The 15,408-nt window shown below is 74.2% G+C and carries 12 protein-coding genes and 2 tRNA genes; 8 read left to right on the top strand and 6 right to left on the bottom strand.

Annotation, left to right across the window (positions count from 1 at the left end):
- The first annotated feature begins 776 nt into the window (after positions 1–776).
- The 5 genes from purD (at position 777) to E1265_RS08350 (ending at position 7,610) form a co-directional block, all read left to right on the top strand.
- Complete coding sequence (gene purD, locus E1265_RS08370; RefSeq protein ID WP_132929606.1) at positions 777–2,027, top strand: phosphoribosylamine--glycine ligase; 1,251 nt, start codon at positions 777–779, stop codon at positions 2,025–2,027.
- A gap of 251 nt (positions 2,028–2,278) precedes the next feature.
- Positions 2,279–3,751: a hypothetical protein gene (locus E1265_RS08365; protein WP_132929605.1), complete on the top strand. Its 1,473-nt coding sequence runs from the start codon at positions 2,279–2,281 to the stop codon at positions 3,749–3,751.
- Positions 3,752–3,976: 225 nt separating this feature from the next.
- Positions 3,977–5,419 carry a N,N-dimethylformamidase beta subunit family domain-containing protein gene (locus E1265_RS08360; RefSeq protein WP_132929604.1) on the top strand — a complete coding sequence of 481 codons (1,443 nt, stop codon included), beginning with the start codon at positions 3,977–3,979 and terminating at the stop codon, positions 5,417–5,419.
- A 143-nt stretch (positions 5,420–5,562) separates the two neighbouring features.
- Entirely contained in the window at positions 5,563–6,489 is a 927-nt protein-coding gene (locus E1265_RS08355) for a phosphoribosylaminoimidazolesuccinocarboxamide synthase (RefSeq protein ID WP_132929603.1), read from the top strand.
- Between the two features lie 146 nt (positions 6,490–6,635).
- Positions 6,636–7,610, top strand: a complete 975-nt coding sequence (locus E1265_RS08350) for a response regulator transcription factor (RefSeq protein ID WP_132929602.1) — start codon at positions 6,636–6,638, stop codon at positions 7,608–7,610.
- A gap of 25 nt (positions 7,611–7,635) precedes the next feature.
- Here E1265_RS08350 and E1265_RS08345 read toward each other — a convergent pair whose 3' ends face one another.
- From E1265_RS08345 to E1265_RS08320, 6 genes are all read right to left on the bottom strand, one after another.
- Positions 7,636–9,087, bottom strand: a complete 1,452-nt coding sequence (locus tag E1265_RS08345; protein ID WP_207931003.1) for an NAD(P)/FAD-dependent oxidoreductase — start codon at positions 9,085–9,087, stop codon at positions 7,636–7,638.
- Positions 9,088–9,131: 44 nt separating this feature from the next.
- Positions 9,132–9,737, bottom strand: a complete 606-nt coding sequence (locus E1265_RS08340; RefSeq protein ID WP_132929600.1) for a response regulator transcription factor — start codon at positions 9,735–9,737, stop codon at positions 9,132–9,134.
- A complete protein-coding gene (locus tag E1265_RS08335; protein ID WP_243740620.1) occupies positions 9,734–10,963 on the bottom strand; it encodes a histidine kinase in 1,230 nt (409 codons plus the stop codon). The genes E1265_RS08340 and E1265_RS08335 overlap by 4 nt, the downstream gene beginning before the upstream one ends.
- 157 nt (positions 10,964–11,120) lie before the next feature.
- Positions 11,121–11,193 (bottom strand) — tRNA-Gly (locus tag E1265_RS08330).
- Between the two features lie 46 nt (positions 11,194–11,239).
- A tRNA-Gly gene (locus tag E1265_RS08325) sits at positions 11,240–11,311 on the bottom strand.
- 87 nt (positions 11,312–11,398) lie between these two features.
- Positions 11,399–11,728 (bottom strand): Lsr2 family protein, encoded by a 330-nt coding sequence (locus E1265_RS08320; RefSeq protein ID WP_132929599.1) that lies wholly within the window; start codon positions 11,726–11,728, stop codon positions 11,399–11,401.
- 313 nt (positions 11,729–12,041) lie between these two features.
- On the opposite strand from E1265_RS08320, the gene purS reads away from it, so the two are divergent.
- The 3 genes from purS to purL are packed head-to-tail and all read left to right on the top strand — an operon-like array spanning position 12,042 to position 15,285.
- Positions 12,042–12,314 (top strand): phosphoribosylformylglycinamidine synthase subunit PurS, encoded by a 273-nt coding sequence (gene purS / locus E1265_RS08315; protein WP_243740619.1) that lies wholly within the window; start codon positions 12,042–12,044, stop codon positions 12,312–12,314.
- Complete coding sequence (purQ, locus tag E1265_RS08310) at positions 12,311–12,985, top strand: phosphoribosylformylglycinamidine synthase subunit PurQ (protein WP_132929597.1); 675 nt, start codon at positions 12,311–12,313, stop codon at positions 12,983–12,985. Before purS ends, purQ begins: the two co-directional genes overlap by 4 nt.
- The gene (gene purL / locus E1265_RS08305) at positions 12,985–15,285 is read left to right on the top strand and encodes a phosphoribosylformylglycinamidine synthase subunit PurL (protein ID WP_132929596.1); all 2,301 of its coding nucleotides are present in this window, start codon (positions 12,985–12,987) and stop codon (positions 15,283–15,285) included. Before purQ ends, purL begins: the two co-directional genes overlap by 1 nt.
- Positions 15,286–15,408: the final 123 nt, after the last annotated feature.

Genomic DNA, 15,408 nt, shown 5'->3' with positions numbered 1-15,408 from the left:
CGACCACCCCTTCGCACGCGAACGCCACGTCTGGCTCTCCCTCCACACCGCCGCCACCCGCAGCCTCGCCCAGGGCGCCATGATCGTCTTCAGCTAGGCCCTGTCCGGCCGATCTTTCCGAGGCCTTGACTCCCCCAGACGAAGTCTGGGGGAGCACCGCGTCCGACGCCGCGGCCTGATCCGAAAAGATCGACCGGACAGCACGCCTAGTCGCACGTGGCCGTGCGCGGCCGACCACGTGGGCGGTCGCCGCCCGCCCGGGGCTCCGCCCCGGTCGCCGGTGGTGTGACCGGGCGGCCCGGACCGGCCCGGTCGTCGCCTCGCCCTGGTGGGGGGCGACCGTGAGCTGGGCTCCGGTCTCCGCCCGGGGCAGATGGACGTCGCGGGTGATTCGTCGACCCAGTCCTGTGGCGGGCGGAGAGGTGGGGCCCGCTGCTCGTCCCGCCCGGCGGCGCCCCGGCCGTGCCCGGCCAAGCACGGGGCGCCTGTCCCGCCTGCGGCGGGCTCGGCCGCCACCTCCGGCGGCGTTCCCGGGGCTCCGCCGCGGGCCGCTCCGCCGCGGGCCGCTCCGCCGCGGGCCGCTCCGCCGCGGGCCGCTCCGCCGCGGGCCGCTCCGCCGCGGGCCGCTCCGCCGCGGGCCGCACACGGTGTCGCGGCCGTCGGGGAAGGGCCGGCCGTGGCCGAGGTCCCTTCGAGGCGTTCGCTCCGCCAGGAGCAGGTGTCACTCGAAAGGGTGAAAGTCGGGGCACGGCGCCCGCGCCGTTAGGCTGCCTGGCGTGAGGATCCTTGTCATCGGCGGCGGCGCCCGCGAACACGCCCTGTGCCACGCTCTCTCCCGCGACCCGGCCGTTACCGAGCTGCACTGCGCGCCCGGCAACGCCGGCATCGCGGAGGTGGCCACCACCCACCCGGTCGACGCGCTGGACGGCGCGGCCGTGGCCGCGCTCGCCGGCCGGCTCGGCGCCGAGCTGGTCGTCGTCGGTCCCGAGGCCCCGCTCGTGGCGGGCGTCGCGGACGCCGTGCGGGCCGCCGGCGTCCCCGTCTTCGGCCCCTCGGCCGAGGCGGCACGCCTGGAGGGCAGCAAGGCGTTCGCCAAGGAGATCATGGCAGCCGCCGGCGTGCCGACCGCCAGGTCGTACGTCTGCCTCACCGCCGACGAGGCCGCCAAGGCGCTCGACGCGTTCGGCCCGCCCTACGTCGTCAAGGACGACGGCCTCGCCGCGGGCAAGGGCGTCGTCGTCACCGAGGACCTGGCCCGCGCCAGGGAGCATGCGGCGTCCTGCGAGCGCGTCGTCATCGAGGAGTACCTGGACGGCCCCGAGGTGTCCCTGTTCGCCGTCACCGACGGCGAGACGGTCGTCCCGCTCCAGCCCGCGCAGGACTTCAAGCGCGCCCACGACGGCGACCAGGGCCCCAACACCGGTGGCATGGGCGCCTACTCGCCCCTGCCCTGGGCCGAGCCCGACCTCGTCGACGAGGTGCTCGCCACCGTCCTCCAGCCCACCGTGGACGAGCTGCGGCGCCGCGGTACGCCGTTTGTCGGCCTGCTGTACGCGGGGCTCGCGCTGACCTCGCGCGGGGTGCGGGTCGTGGAGTTCAACGCCAGGTTCGGCGACCCGGAGACCCAGGTGGTGCTGGCCAGGCTCCGTACCCCGCTGGCCGCGCTGCTGCTGGCCGCCGCCACCGGCGAGCTCGCCGGCTTCCCGCCGCTGCGCTGGAGCGAGGGCGCGGCCGTCACCGTGGTGGTGGCGGCCGAGGGCTACCCGGAGGCGCCGCGCTCCGGCGACCCGATCGAGGGGCTCGACGAGGTGGCCGCCACCGACGCGCCCGACGCCTACGTGCTGCACGCCGGCACCCGCAGGGACGACGCCGGCCGGATCGTCAGCGCCGGCGGCCGGGTGCTGTCCGTCACCGCCACCGGGCCCGACCTGGCGGCCGCCAGGGAGCTGGCGTACCGCGCCGTCGGCCGGATCCGGCTCGCCGGCTCGCACCACCGCACCGACATCGCCGCCCGGGCGGCCGGCTGACCGAGCGCCGACAGCATCGGCCCCGCCTTAGTGCCCTCCTTTACCCAAAGCCCCACCATCGAGTGACCGATCCGCTGACCGGCTGACGCGCCAGTCGCGCCCAACTAGGGTGCGGCGCAATGTGATTCGCCCCTCCGCCCGGCCCCTCCCTACGGCGATCGGATCACCGTGCGTTGCGTTGTCAGTGCTCGGTGCGACAGTGGGAGAACGGTCAGGGCGGTCGGCGGCGTCGGAAGAGCGGAGGGCAGGCCATGGTGCAGCGTGGGGCGCGTAAAGCCGGCGGCGCCGAACACTCCGCGCGGGATCACGCGCTGGCCGTGCTGCGGGTGCGCGACGGCGCGCTGGCGCTGGCGCTGCTGCCGGCCGCCGTCGCCGTGGTGCTGTTCGCCACCGGCACCGGGCGGGCCGTCCGCTGGCCGGTGGCCGAGTTCGCCCTCGCCGTGCTGGTCGTCGCCGCGGCCGCCGGCCTGGTGATCGCCCGCGCGCGGCCCGTCGTCACGCCCACGGTCGAGGTGCCCGAGCGGGCCGCGCCCGCGCTGCACGGGCTGATACGCGACCTCGCCGAGCGCCTCGACGTGCCGGCACCCGCCGGCATCGCCCTCACCCCCGACTGCGACAGCTGGCTCGAGGAGCCGCCGCGCGCCGGCCGGGCGCGGCCGGGCGCGCCGGTGCTCGTCATCGGCTCGCCGTTCCTGTGGTGGCTGCGGGTGGGCGAGCTGCGCGCGCTGCTCGCGCCCGTCGTCGCCGGCACCGGGCCCTCGGCTCACCCCGACATCGCGGCCGCCCGCCGCTGCGTCCGCGCCTGGGACGCCACGGCGGGGCTCGCCGCCGGCGGCTCCGCGTCGCGCCGGCCGCTGCTCGCGTTCGCCGGCCTGGCGGCCCGGCTGCTGCTGCGGGCCGCCGCCCGGCACACCGCCGACATGGAGCGCGGCGTGGCGCTGGCCGCCGCCGGCCGTGCCCAGGGCGTCGATCCGGCGCTGCGCACCTCGGCCCAGGAGCAGGTCGGCCTGGCCTACGCCGGCTGGGACCGGCTGCTGACCAGGGTCGCGTCGCCGGCCTGGCGCATCGGCCGCTGGCCGCGCGGGCTCAACGCGGGCGTGGTCGCGGCGCTCACCGAGCTGTCCAGGAGGGACCGGCTCGCCGAGGGTTTCGCGGCCCGGCTCGGTGAGCGTCCCGCCTGCGATCTGCTGGACGAGCCGGGCGCGATGGACGACGAGATCTCGCTGCTCGCCGCCCGCCTGCTGCACGGGGTGCCGGGCGCCCCGCTGCCCGCCGGGTGGGCCCCGGTGGACTGGGCGGCCTATCCGGACGAGGTGGTGGACCGCATCTGGCGGGACCGGGCGGCCCGGCTGTTCGCCGCGCTCGAGGCGGCCGAGACGCCGACGCTGGCCTGGGTCCTGGAGCGCCTGGCGGACGCGGCGGCCACCGACCACGGCGTGGAGGCGCTGGCCGAGCGGCTGGCCGCTGGCGCGGGCCGCGGCGAGAAGCGGGAGTCGCTGGTCGAGCACGTCGCGGCCGCGGTCTGCTGCGCGGCGGCCGACACCTCGGCGGCGGTGCCCGGCCTCGACTGGCTCGACGGCCCGGTGCTGCTGGCGGACGGCAAGCGGCGGCAGGACGTGGTGGCGCCGGTGTGCAGCCTGGTGGACGACGGCGACCCGGGTCCGCTGCACGACTGGCTGGCCGGCGTCGGCGCGCGCGCCGACAAGCCGGTGCGCCTGGTGTGACACGAGGTGTGGCGCGTGATGTGACGCATGGTGCTGACGTGAGGCGCTGACGGGGAGTCGGTGGCGCGCCGGCGCAACTCGCCGAGGACTCTGGACAGTTTGCCCGGTTGGCGCCACTATCGGGCCACCATCTCCGGTCAACGCCGCGACGACTGGTGACCGAGCACTCGCGGGATGTGATGTGCTGGGGGGTCCCACAGGCGACGGAGGTGTAGGGAGGGGAGATTGAGTAAGAGCACCGAGCGCATCGGGCGATGGGAGTCGGGCGCGCTCACCCAGGCCGTCTCCGACCCGTTCGGGCAGGGGCCGCTGCCCTGGTTCCGTGGGGACGAGAGCCAGTTCAGGCGCAGCGACCACGCGGTGCCGACGCGGCCGTCAGGGCCGACGAACGCGGACGACGTGGCCTGCCAGATCAAGGGCTTCGTGCCCGACGGCGCGGTGGCGCCCGGCCACCCGCTGGACTTCCGGGTCACGGTCAACCCGCCGCGCGAGTTCACCATCGACATCTACCGGATCGGCCACTTCGCCGGAGACGGCGCGCAACTCCTGACGCACAGCCCCAGGTTGATGGGCACCCGCCAGTCGGCGCCGCTGATCGCCGGCCGCACCGTCTCCTGTCACCACTGGTGGCTCTCCTGGCGGTTCCAGGTGCCCGCCGACTGGCAGCCGGGCGCCCACGTCGCCGTCCTCACCACGGCGGACGGCGCCCACCGCTCACACGTGCCGTTCACCGTCAGGGACGACAACCCGGCCGACCTGCTGCTCGTGCTGCCGGACGTCACCTGGCAGGCGTACAACCTCTTCCCCGAGGACGGGCGCAGCGGCGCCAGCCTCTACCACGCCTGGGACGCCGGCGGCCGGCTGCTCGGCGAGCACGACGCCGCCGTCACCGTCTCCTTCGACCGGCCCTACGCGGGCGCCGGGCTGCCGCTGCACGTGGGCCACGCCTACGACTTCATCCGCTGGGCCGAGCGGTACGGCTACGACCTCGCCTACGCGACCGCGCGCGACCTGCACGCCGGCCGCGTCGACCCGTCCCGGTACCGGGGGTTGATCTTCTCCGGCCACGACGAGTACTGGTCGCGCGAGATGCGCACCGCCGTCGAGCGCGCCCGCGACGGCGGCACCTCGCTGGTTTTCCTGTCGGCCAACACCATGTACTGGCAGGTCGCGCTCGGCCCGCTGCCCTCCGGCGACCCGGACCGGCTGCTGAGCTGCCGCAAGCGCCAGGGCCCGGGCCGCGCGGTGCTGTGGCGGGAGCAGGGCCAGCCGGAGCAGCTGCTGCTCGGCATCCAGTACGCGGGCCGGGTGCCGCGCCCGCACCCGCTGGTGGTGCGCAACGCCGACCACTGGCTGTGGGAGGCCACCGGGGTCACGGAGGGCGCAGAACTGCCGGGCCTGGTGGCCGGCGAGGCCGACCGGTACTTCCCCCGCACCGCCCTGCCGGACTCGGTGAGCCGGGTGCTGCTCGCCCACTCCCCTTACGAGGACGACGGGGGCGCCCGCCGCCACCAGGAGACCTCGCTCTACCGGGCGCCGAGCGGCGCCTGGGTCTTCGCGTCCGGCACTTTCGCCTGGTCGCCGGCGCTCGGCCGCCCCGGCTACCTCGACCCCAGGATCCAGAAGGCGACGGCCAATCTGCTGGACCGTATCTGCAAGCGCGACTAGCCACGACCGGCGGCGGGGGCGCGGTGGGACGCGGTGTACCGGCGCCCCGTGGCGGGGGTGCCACCTGACCTGCGGGACAATAGGGGCGCGAGATCAACCACCCCCGAAGCGGCCCATCAACCCCAGAGTTGCCAGGAGGCGCTGTGCCAGGATTCGTCGAGAAGCCCGAGCCCGTCGAGGTGCCCGGACTTGAGCACCTGCACACCGGGAAGGTACGCGATCTCTACCGGAACCGGGCCGGCGAACTGATCATGGTCGCCAGCGACCGGGTCTCCGCCTACGACTGGGTGCTGCCCACCCCGATCCCGGACAAGGGCCGGATCCTCACCAGGCTCTCCCTGTGGTGGTTCGACCAGCTGGCCGACCTGGTGCCCAACCACGTGATCTCCACCGAGCCGCCGGCCGGCGCGCCCGACGACTGGGCCGGCCGCGTCACCGTCTGCCAGTCGCTGGACATGATCCCCGTCGAGGCCGTGGCCCGCGGCTACCTCACGGGCTCCGGGCTCGAGGAGTACCAGCGCGACCGCACCGTCTGCGGGCTCGCCCTGCCGCCCGGCCTTGAGGACGGCTCCGAGCTGCCGGCGCCCATCTTCACCCCCGCGACCAAGGCCGTCGTGGGCGAGCATGACGAGAACGTGAGCTACGAGGAGATCGCCCGCAAGGTTGGCGCCGAGACCGCGGCCCAGCTGCGCCAGGCCACGCTCGCCGTCTACAACCGCGCCCGGGACGTCGCCAGGGACCGCGGGATCATCCTGGCCGACACCAAGTTCGAGTTCGGCCGGGCCGTCGGCGCCGAGGACGACGCCCCGCTGGTGCTGGCCGACGAGGTGCTGACCCCGGACTCCTCGCGGTTCTGGAGCGGGGACGAGTGGCAGCCTGGCCGGCCGCAGAAGCCCTACGACAAGCAGGTGTTGCGCGACTGGCTGTCCTCCCCGGAGTCCGGCTGGGACCGGGCGGGCGAGGCGCCGCCCCCTGACCTGCCGGCCGCGGTGGTCGAGCGCACCAGGGAGCGGTACGTCGAGGTCTACCGCAGGTTGACCGGCGTGCCCTGGGACCGCGCCGCCGACTGACCCGCCGTCTCCCGCGCCGACGTCATGGCTCGGCGACGAATGTCACCGAGCCGGCACGGTCCACTTCCGGACGAACCACAGCCCACGCCGCTCGCCGAATCGGGTGATAGCAAAGACGGCGAAAGCGGTTGCGTCAGAGGTGGGTCATGGGGGAGAGCGCGTTGTCGTTCCTCGGCGTGTCCGGTGAGGACGAGAGGGTGTACCGGCACTGTCTCCGGAGGCCGCGCACCACGTTGGCCGAGCTGTGCGCGACCCTGGGGCTCGACCCGGTGGACGCCCTGCCGAGACTGCGCAGACTGCGCGGTCTCGGCCTGGTCAGGCTGGTCCCAGGCGGCCGCATAGCGCCCGCGCGCCCGGAGACCGCGATGGCCAGGCTGGCCGGCGCCGCCCGCACCGGCGGGGAGACCGGCCACGAGTCCGGCCGCTTCATGGCGTCGCTCGCCTCGCTGCGCGCCGAGGCGGCGACCGCGCGGGGGCCGGCGGCCGGCCGCCCGGGCGTCGAACGCGTCACCGACCTCGCGGACATCCGCGACCGGGTCACCGACTGGGCCTTCCAGGCGTGCGACGAGGTGCTCTCGATGACGCCCTGGCGTGCGATCACCCCCGAGTACCTGGCGTTCGCCAGGCCCATCGCGCTGCGCTGCCTGCGGCGCGGGGTGCGGTTCCGCAGCATCATGGTGGCCGCGAGCCTCGACCATCCGCCGACCGCCGCCTACCTCGCCGAACTCGCCCGCCACGGGGCGGGGGTCAGGCTGGTGCCGGAGGCCACCGAGCGGCTGCTGATGAGCGACCGCCTGGTCGCCCTGCTCCCGGCCCGCGGTGACGTCCTCGACGACGGCGCCCTGGTCGTCACCGAGCCGGGCATCATCGCCAGCGTCGCCGGCCTCTTCGAGCGGGCCTGGGCGCAGGCCGAGCCCTACCCGCGCCCGGCGGGGCTCCCCGAGACCGAGCGGCGGGTGCTGGCCGCCATGTGTTCGGGCAGCCTGGACGAGACCGGCGCCCGCGCCGTCGGCGTCTCCGTCCGCACCTATCGGCGCCGGGTCGCCGACCTGATGCGGCAGCTGGGCGCCGGCAGCCGCGCCCAGGCGGCCCTGCTGGCCCGCGAACGCGGCTGGATCTGACGGCCTCAGGGCTCCTCAGGGCTCTTCAGGGCTTGGGCGCGAGCGAGGGCGGCGTCCGCACCCCGAAGCGGTGCCGCAGCACCGAGCGGGCCGCGAGAAGACCGCACATCCCGTGCACGCTCGGGCCCGGCGGGGTGGCGGCAGAGCACAGGAACACGCCGGGCAGCGGCGTGCGGTACGGGTCGAACCTGGGCACCGGGCGGGCCACGCTCTGGTAGAGCGTCATCGCGCCGGAGGAGATGTCGCCGCCGACGTAGTTGGGGTTGTGGGACGCGTAGTCGGCGGCGGCGATGGCGCGCTCGTGCAGCACGGTCTCCCCGAAGCCGGGCGCGAACCGCTCGATCTGGGCCCGCACCAGCGGCAGCGGATCCCGGTCGTCCCCGCCCGGCACGTGCGCGTACGCCCACACCGGCCTGGCGCCCGGCCGGGCACGCCCGGGGTCGGTGACGGCCGGGTCGACGAGCAGCACGAACGGCTCGTCCGTCGGCACCCCGCGGGCGGCGAGCGTCTCCTGCCGGACGATCTCGGCCCGGGTGCCGCCGAGGTGCACGGTGCCGGCCCGGCCGACCAGCGGATCTGCCCAGGGGATGGGCTCGGACACCAGGAAGTCCACCTTGGCGGCGGCCGGCCCGTGCCGGAAGCGGGCGAGGCGCCGCGCGTACCCGGCGGGCAGCCGGTCGCCGGCGATGGCCAGCAGCTCGCGGACGCCGGTGTCCAGCAGCACCGCGCGGGCCCCGGCGAACTCCCGCAGGTCGGTGACCCGGTGGCCGGTGTGCAGCACGCCGCCGTGCGCCCGGATGTCGTCGGCGAGGGCCGCCGCGATCCGCCCGCTGCCGCCGCGCGGCAGCGGCCAGCCGCCGGCGTGGCCCAGGTGCCCGAGCAGCAGCGCGACCGCGGCCGCCGGCACGCTGGGCAGCCGGCCAAGGGCGTGGGCCGCCACCCCGGCGAGCAGCGCCGCCGCCTCCTCGCCGGCGAAGACACCGGCCGAGAGCCGGGTGGCCTGCCGGGGCAGGCGGCCGGCGAGCAGGAAGGGCGCCAGGGGGTCGCGCGGCAGGGCACGCTGCCCGGACAGCAGGAGCTCGGTGACGCCCGCGCTGTGCTCGACCAGCGGCCGCATCAGCCGCCGCCAGCGCCTCCCGTCAGGACCGAGCCGGTCGGCGGTGCGCTCCAGGTCGTGGAAGGCCACGGCCGCCCGCCCGCCGTCCAGCGGGTGCGCGTAGGAGATCTCGGGGCGCAGCAGCTCGACGCCGCGCGCGGCCAGGTCGAACTCCCGGAAGAACGGCGAGGCCGCCGCCATCGGGTGCACGGCCGAGCAGAGGTCGTGCGTGATCCGCTCGTCGAACAGGCTCTCGCTCCGCAGCCCGCCGCCGATCGACGCCGCGGCCTCGTACACCGCGACCTCGAGCCCCGCCCGGGCCAGCACCACCCCGGCCGCCAGCCCGTTCGGCCCCGACCCCACGATCACCACGTCCGCCACCACGCCACGCTACCGCTCCCCCGTGGAGCGGCCTGCCGGGAGGGCTACACCCAGCCGCGCTCGCGGGCGAGGCGGACCGCCGTGTGGCGGTTCTCGGCGCCGAGCTTGGTGGCCGCGGACGACAGGTAGTTCCGCACGGTGCCGGGCGCCAGGTTGGCGCGCTGCGCGATCTCCACGATCGGCGCCCCGTCCGCCGCCAGCTCGAGCAGCTCCGCCTCCCGCTCGGTCAGCGGCGAGTCGCCCGCGCTGATCGCGTCCGCCGCGAGCGCGGGGTCCACATAGCGGTGGCCCGCGTGCACCGTGCGGATGATCTCGGCCAGCCGGGACGCCGACACCGTCTTCGGCAGGAAGCCCCGCACCCCGGCGGAGAGCGCCCGCTTCAGATGCCCGGGCCGCGCGTGGCCCGTGACGATCAGCACCGCGCACCCGGGGACCTCGGACCGCAGCGCGGTGGCCACGGCCACCCCGTCGGCTCCGGGCATCGCCAGGTCGAGCACCGCCACGTCGGGGCGGTGGGCCTGGGCCATCGCCCGGGCCTCGGGGCCGGTGGCCGCCTCGGCCACCACCGTCAGGTCGTCCTCGAGGCCGAGCAGCGCCGCGAGCGCCCCCCGGATCAGGTGCTCGTCGTCCGCGAGCAGCACCCGGATCACGCGTCGCTCCCGAGCCGGACCTCGGCGGTCAGCCGGAACACGTCGTCCTCGCCGCCGACGGTGAGCGAGCCGTCGAGCTTCGCCAGCCGCTCCCGCAGGCCGGCGAGGCCGGAGCCGCGCTCGCCGCCGGACATCCCGTGCACCCCGTCGTTCTCCATGTCGAGCACCACCCGGTCCGGCTCTGGCCGCCGCCGCAGCCGCACCACGCAGCGCGCCGCGTCCGCGTGCCGCAGCACGTTGGTCGTGCCCTCGCGCACGACCCAGCCGAGCGCCGACTGCACGGCCGGCGGCAGCTCGGCCGCCGCCCCGTCCTCTATTCGGCAGCTGATGCCCGCCGCCTCGAGCACCCCCCGCGCGCCGGCGAGCTCGGCGTGCAGGTCGGCCACGCGGTAGCCGCGCACGACCTCGCGCAACTCGGCCTGCGACTCCCTGGCGATCCGCTGTACCTCCGTCATCTGGACCACCGCAGCCTCCGTCCCCGCTCCGTCGCGCCGGGCCAGCGCCACGGCGAGCTCGCTCTTGAGCGCGATCACCGACAGGTTGCGCCCCAGCACGTCGTGCAGGTCGCGGCCGAACCGCAGCCGCTCCTCGGCCACCGCGAGCCGCGCCTCCGTCTCCCGCGCCGCGTCCAGCCGGTCCATCACCCGCAGCGTCCACGCCGAGGCCCGGGGCAGGACACCCAACCCCGCGCCCGCCACCCCCGTGACGGCCACCATGACCGCCAGCGCGACGGCGGTGGAACCCACCGCGGCGAGACCGGCCACCGCCGCGGCCAGCGGCAGCAGCAGCAGCGCCAGCGCCCGCCGGACCGGCAGGGCCAGCGACACGGGGGCGGCGAAGTACATGGTGACGTAGACGACGAACGCGGAGGCCGCGGCCAACGGCAGCGCGTCGGCCGCGACCGCGCCGACCGGCACGGCGATCGCGGCGAGCGTCAGCCCCGTGTAGCCGGCGAGCAACCGGTCGGGGCGCGGCCGGCCGCCCAGGTAGTGGCGCAGCCCTTCCCTGGTCAGCAGCGTCTGCCCCACGACGTGGGCGGCGCCCACCGCGCCGGTGGCCAGCAGCGCCCAGGCCGAGCTCTCGTCCCGGTACCGCGGGAGCACGAAGGCGATCAGGGCCGCCTCCATCACGCAGAACAGGTACAGCGAGGACCGCGTGAACTGGTGGACCCGCGTCAGCTGGCTGCCGCGCCGCGCGGATTCCAGCCAGCCGAACCCCCACATCATGACCTCCGTGACCGCCGCTGATTCCCACGGACCAGACTGGCCGGCGCCGCGCCCGCCCGGTACTGCCGAAAGTCAGGACTTCCACCTGACAAATGTCAGCCCCGCCCACGCGAACACGACGAAGGGCCCGGTCCAGAAGACCGGGCCCTTCACACTGAGCGGACGACGAGATTCGAACTCGCGACCCTCACCTTGGCAAGGTGATGCTCTACCAACTGAGCCACGTCCGCGTGTGCCCCCACTGTACCTCATCCTGAGGACTGGTCCAGTGGCCAGAGCGGGTGACAGGAATCGCACACTGCGCCTCCCCCTTGGAAAGGGGGTGTTCTGCTACTGAACTACACCCGCGCGGCCTGGGGTTGGGGCCTTCCGGCTCCGCTCCCTGCGGCGCGCTCCAGACTCTAGCCGATCACCCCGGGTTCATGGCAAGTCGGCTCAATGGCCGGAGGTGTGGGCCTCGTTGAAGGCGTCGTAGACCTTCCTGGGGATGCGGCCGCGGGCCGGCACCCCGAAGCCGTTGGACTCGGCCCAGGCGCGCACCGTCTTGGGATCGGGGGCCACGGCGGTGTGGTGGAAGGCCTTGCCGGACTTCGCCCGCTTGCGCCCGGCCTCCACGTAGGGCGCGAGCGTGGTCCGCAGCTTCGCCGCGTTGTCGGAGCTGAGGTCGATCTCGTAGCTCTTCCCGTCGAGGCCGAAGACAATCGTTTCGGACGCTTCGCCACCGTCGATGTCGTCGGCGAGAGTGACGACTACACGCTGTGCCACGAATATCGGTCCTTTCGGGAGGGGGAGCCGCGGCCCTACGTCGCGCGCTCTCCCATAGATCGTGAGCGAGGGTTCTTTAATTTGTACTGGATCCGCGGGCTAATGCGAAGAGGACGAATTCGACATCGCGTCATGCTCGCATGGTCGCGCCGCACCGGGACACTACTTTTTCCTCCACGTTTCTTGGAGGGGTTTCCTGGCTCGATACCTTAACGTGACCGAAGCCCACCTATCTACCCGGGTAGATTTCCTCGCCCGGTAGGCTGAGCGGTGCGTCATGCACACCATCACCGCACCATCACCGGGAGTACCAGTGGCTCGCGTCGTAGTCGACGTCATGCTCAAGCCGGAGATCCTCGACCCCCAGGGCCAAGCGGTCCAGCGCGCCCTGCCCCGCCTCGGATTCGAGGGCGTGGCCGACGTCCGCCAGGGCAAGCGCTTCGAACTCGAGCTGGCCGGACCCGTGGACGAGGCGGCCCTGGAGCGGGTCCGCGAGATCGCCCGCACGTTTCTCGCCAACACCGTCATCGAGGACTTCCACGTCCGCGTCGAAGAGGGAGTCGAGGAAGTGGGTGCCGTCCGGTGACAACTCGTGTAGGAGTCGTCACATTTCCCGGCTCCCTCGACGACCGTGACGCGGCGCGTGCGGTAAAGCTCGTCGGAGCCGAGCCGGTGGCCCTCTGGCACGGCGACAAAGACCTGCGTCAGGTTGACGCCGTGATCCTGCCCGGCGGTTTCTCCTATGGCGACTATCTCCGCTGCGGCGCGATCGCCCGATTCTCACCCGTGATGGAAACGATCATCGACCAGGCCGGGGTCGGGCTGCCGGTACTGGGCATCTGCAACGGTTTCCAGGTGCTGTGCGAATCGCATCTGCTGCCCGGCGCGCTGACCCGCAATGATCACCTGCACTTCATCTGCCGCGACCAGCGGCTGCGCGTGGAGAACACCGCCACCGCCTGGACCGGCGACTACGCGGCCGGCCAGGAGATCACCATCCCGCTGAAGAACGGCGAGGGTGGCTACGTCGCCGACGAGCGCACCCTGGACGAGCTGGAGGCCGAGGGCCGGGTGGTCTTCCGCTACCTCGACGTCAACCCCAACGGCTCCCGCCGCGACATCGCCGGGATCACCAACGCGGCCGGCAACGTCGTCGGCCTGATGCCCCACCCCGAGCACGCCGTCGAGGCCCTCACCGGCCCGACCACGGACGGCCTGGGGTTCTTCACCTCGGTCCTGAAGAAGCTGGTCGCCTGATGTCTCCGACCCACCCCACCTCGCACCCCACCTCGCACCCCACCTCGACCAACCTCGACACGGTCAAGCACGCCGCCGAGACCCCGGACACCCCGCTGCCCTGGGCCGAACTCGGCCTCAAGCAGGACGAGTACGACCGGATCGTGGAGATCCTCGGCCGCCGCCCGACCGGCGCCGAGCTCGCCATGTACTCGGTGATGTGGTCCGAGCACTGCTCCTACAAGTCGAGCAAGGTCCACCTGCGGCAGTTCGGCGAGAAGGCGCCGGCCAACGACGCGCTGCTGGTCGGCATCGGCGAGAACGCCGGCGTCGTCGACGTCGGCCAGGGCTACGCCGTCACCTTCAAGGTCGAGTCGCACAACCACCCGTCGTACATCGAGCCCTACCAGGGCGCGGCCACCGGCGTCGGCGGCATCGTCCGCGACATCCTCGCGATGGGCGCCCGCCCGGTCGCCGTGATGGACCCGCTGCGCTTCGGCGCCGCCGACCACCCGGACACCCACCGGGTGCTGCCCGGCGTGGTCGCCGGCATCGGCGGCTACGGCAACTGCCTGGGCCTGCCCAACATCGGCGGCGAGGTCGTCTTCGACCCCTGCTACCAGGGCAACCCGCTGGTCAACGCCCTGTGCGTGGGCGTGATGCGGCACGAGGACATCCACCTCGCCAAGGCCACGGGACCCGGCAACAGGGTCATCCTCTACGGCGCCCGCACCGGCGGCGACGGCATCGGCGGCGTCTCCGTGCTCGCCTCCGAGACCTTCGACGGCGGGGGCAAGCCCGCCAAGCGCCCGGCCGTCCAGGTCGGCGACCCGTTCCAGGAGAAGCTGCTCATCGAGTGCACCCTGGAGATCTTCGCCGAGGGCCTGGTCACCGGCATCCAGGACCTCGGCGGCGCCGGGCTCTCCTGCGCCACCTCCGAGCTGGCCTCGGCCGGCTCCGGCGGCATGCGGATCGACCTCGACGCGGTGCCGCTGCGCGACGCCTCGCTCTCCCCCGAGGAGATCCTGATGAGCGAGTCGCAGGAGCGGATGTGCGCGGTCGTCGCGCCCGAGCACGAGGCCCGCTTCCTGGAGATCTGCGCCAAGTGGGACGTGATCGCCACCGTCATCGGCGAGGTCACCGACGGCGACCGGCTGGAGATCTACTGGCGCGGCGAGCAGATCGTGGACGTACCGCCGCGCACCGTCGCGCACGAGGGCCCGGTCTACGAGCGGCCTTTTGCCCGCCCCGAGTGGCAGGACGCGCTCCAGGCCGACGACGCCGGCGCCCTGCCGCGCCCCGTCGACGCCGCCGAGCTGCGCGCCCAGGTCCTGGCGTTGGTGTCCTCCCCGAACCAGGCCGACAAGTCCTGGATCACCGACCAGTACGACCGGTACGTGCTGGGCAACACGGTGCTCGCGCAGCCCGAGGACGGCGGAATGATCCGCGTCGACGAGGAGACCGACCTCGGCGTCGCCATCGCCACCGACGGCAACGGGCGCTACGCCAAGCTCGACCCGTACGCCGGCGCCCAGCTCGCCCTCGTCGAGGCCTACCGCAACGTCGCCGCCACCGGCGCCCGGCCGCTGGCCGTCACCGACTGCCTCAACTTCGGCTCGCCCGAGGACCCGGCGGTCATGTGGCAGTTCGCCGAGGCGACGCGTGGGCTGGCCGACGCCTGCCAGGTCCTCGGCACCCCGGTCACCGGCGGCAACGTCTCGCTCTACAACCAGACCGGCGAGACCGCCATCCACCCCACCCCGGTGGTCGGCGTGCTCGGCGTGATCGACGACGTGACCCGCCGTACCCCGATGGCCTTCCGCGAGGCCGGCCAGCTGATCTATCTCCTCGGCGACACGGCCGAGGAGTTCGGCGGCTCGGCCTGGTCCCAGGTGGTCCACGACCACCTGGGCGGCCTGCCGCCGCGCGTCGACCTGGAGCGGGAGCGGCTGCTCGCGGAGATCCTGATCGCCGCCTCCCGCGACGGCATGATCGATGCCGCCCACGACCTCTCGGACGGCGGTCTGATCCAGGCCGTCGTGGAGTCCTGCCTGCGCGGCGGCCGTGGCGCCCGGCTCGTCGTGCCGGACGGTGTCGACCCGTTCACGCTCCTGTTCTCCGAGTCCACGGCCCGCGCCATCGTGGCGGTGCCGCGCAGCGAGGAGGTTCGCTTCACCGACATGTGCGTGGCCCGCTCCCAGCCGGCCACCCGCATCGGCGTGATCGACGGCGACGCGATCGAGCTCCAGGACCAGTTCAGCATCCCACTGGCCGAGCTCCGCGAGGCCCACGGGCGCGCGCTGCGGGCGCTCTTCGCCTGAGGCCAGGCGTCACCTGACGAGCGGCGGCGGACTGCGCCGCCGCTCGTTTTGGTGAACTCCCCATGATCGGCTAGTGTTTGGGGCACGCGGTCGGAAGCGGCGCCGGAAGGGGCCAACTCCCCG

The sequence above is a fragment of the Streptomyces sp. 8K308 genome, from assembly GCF_004348315.1.
In the GTDB taxonomy this organism is placed as follows: domain Bacteria; phylum Actinomycetota; class Actinomycetes; order Streptomycetales; family Streptomycetaceae; genus Streptomyces.
The sequence above is the reverse complement of the archived record's forward strand: the minus strand, read 5'-3'. Positions and strand labels throughout refer to the sequence as shown.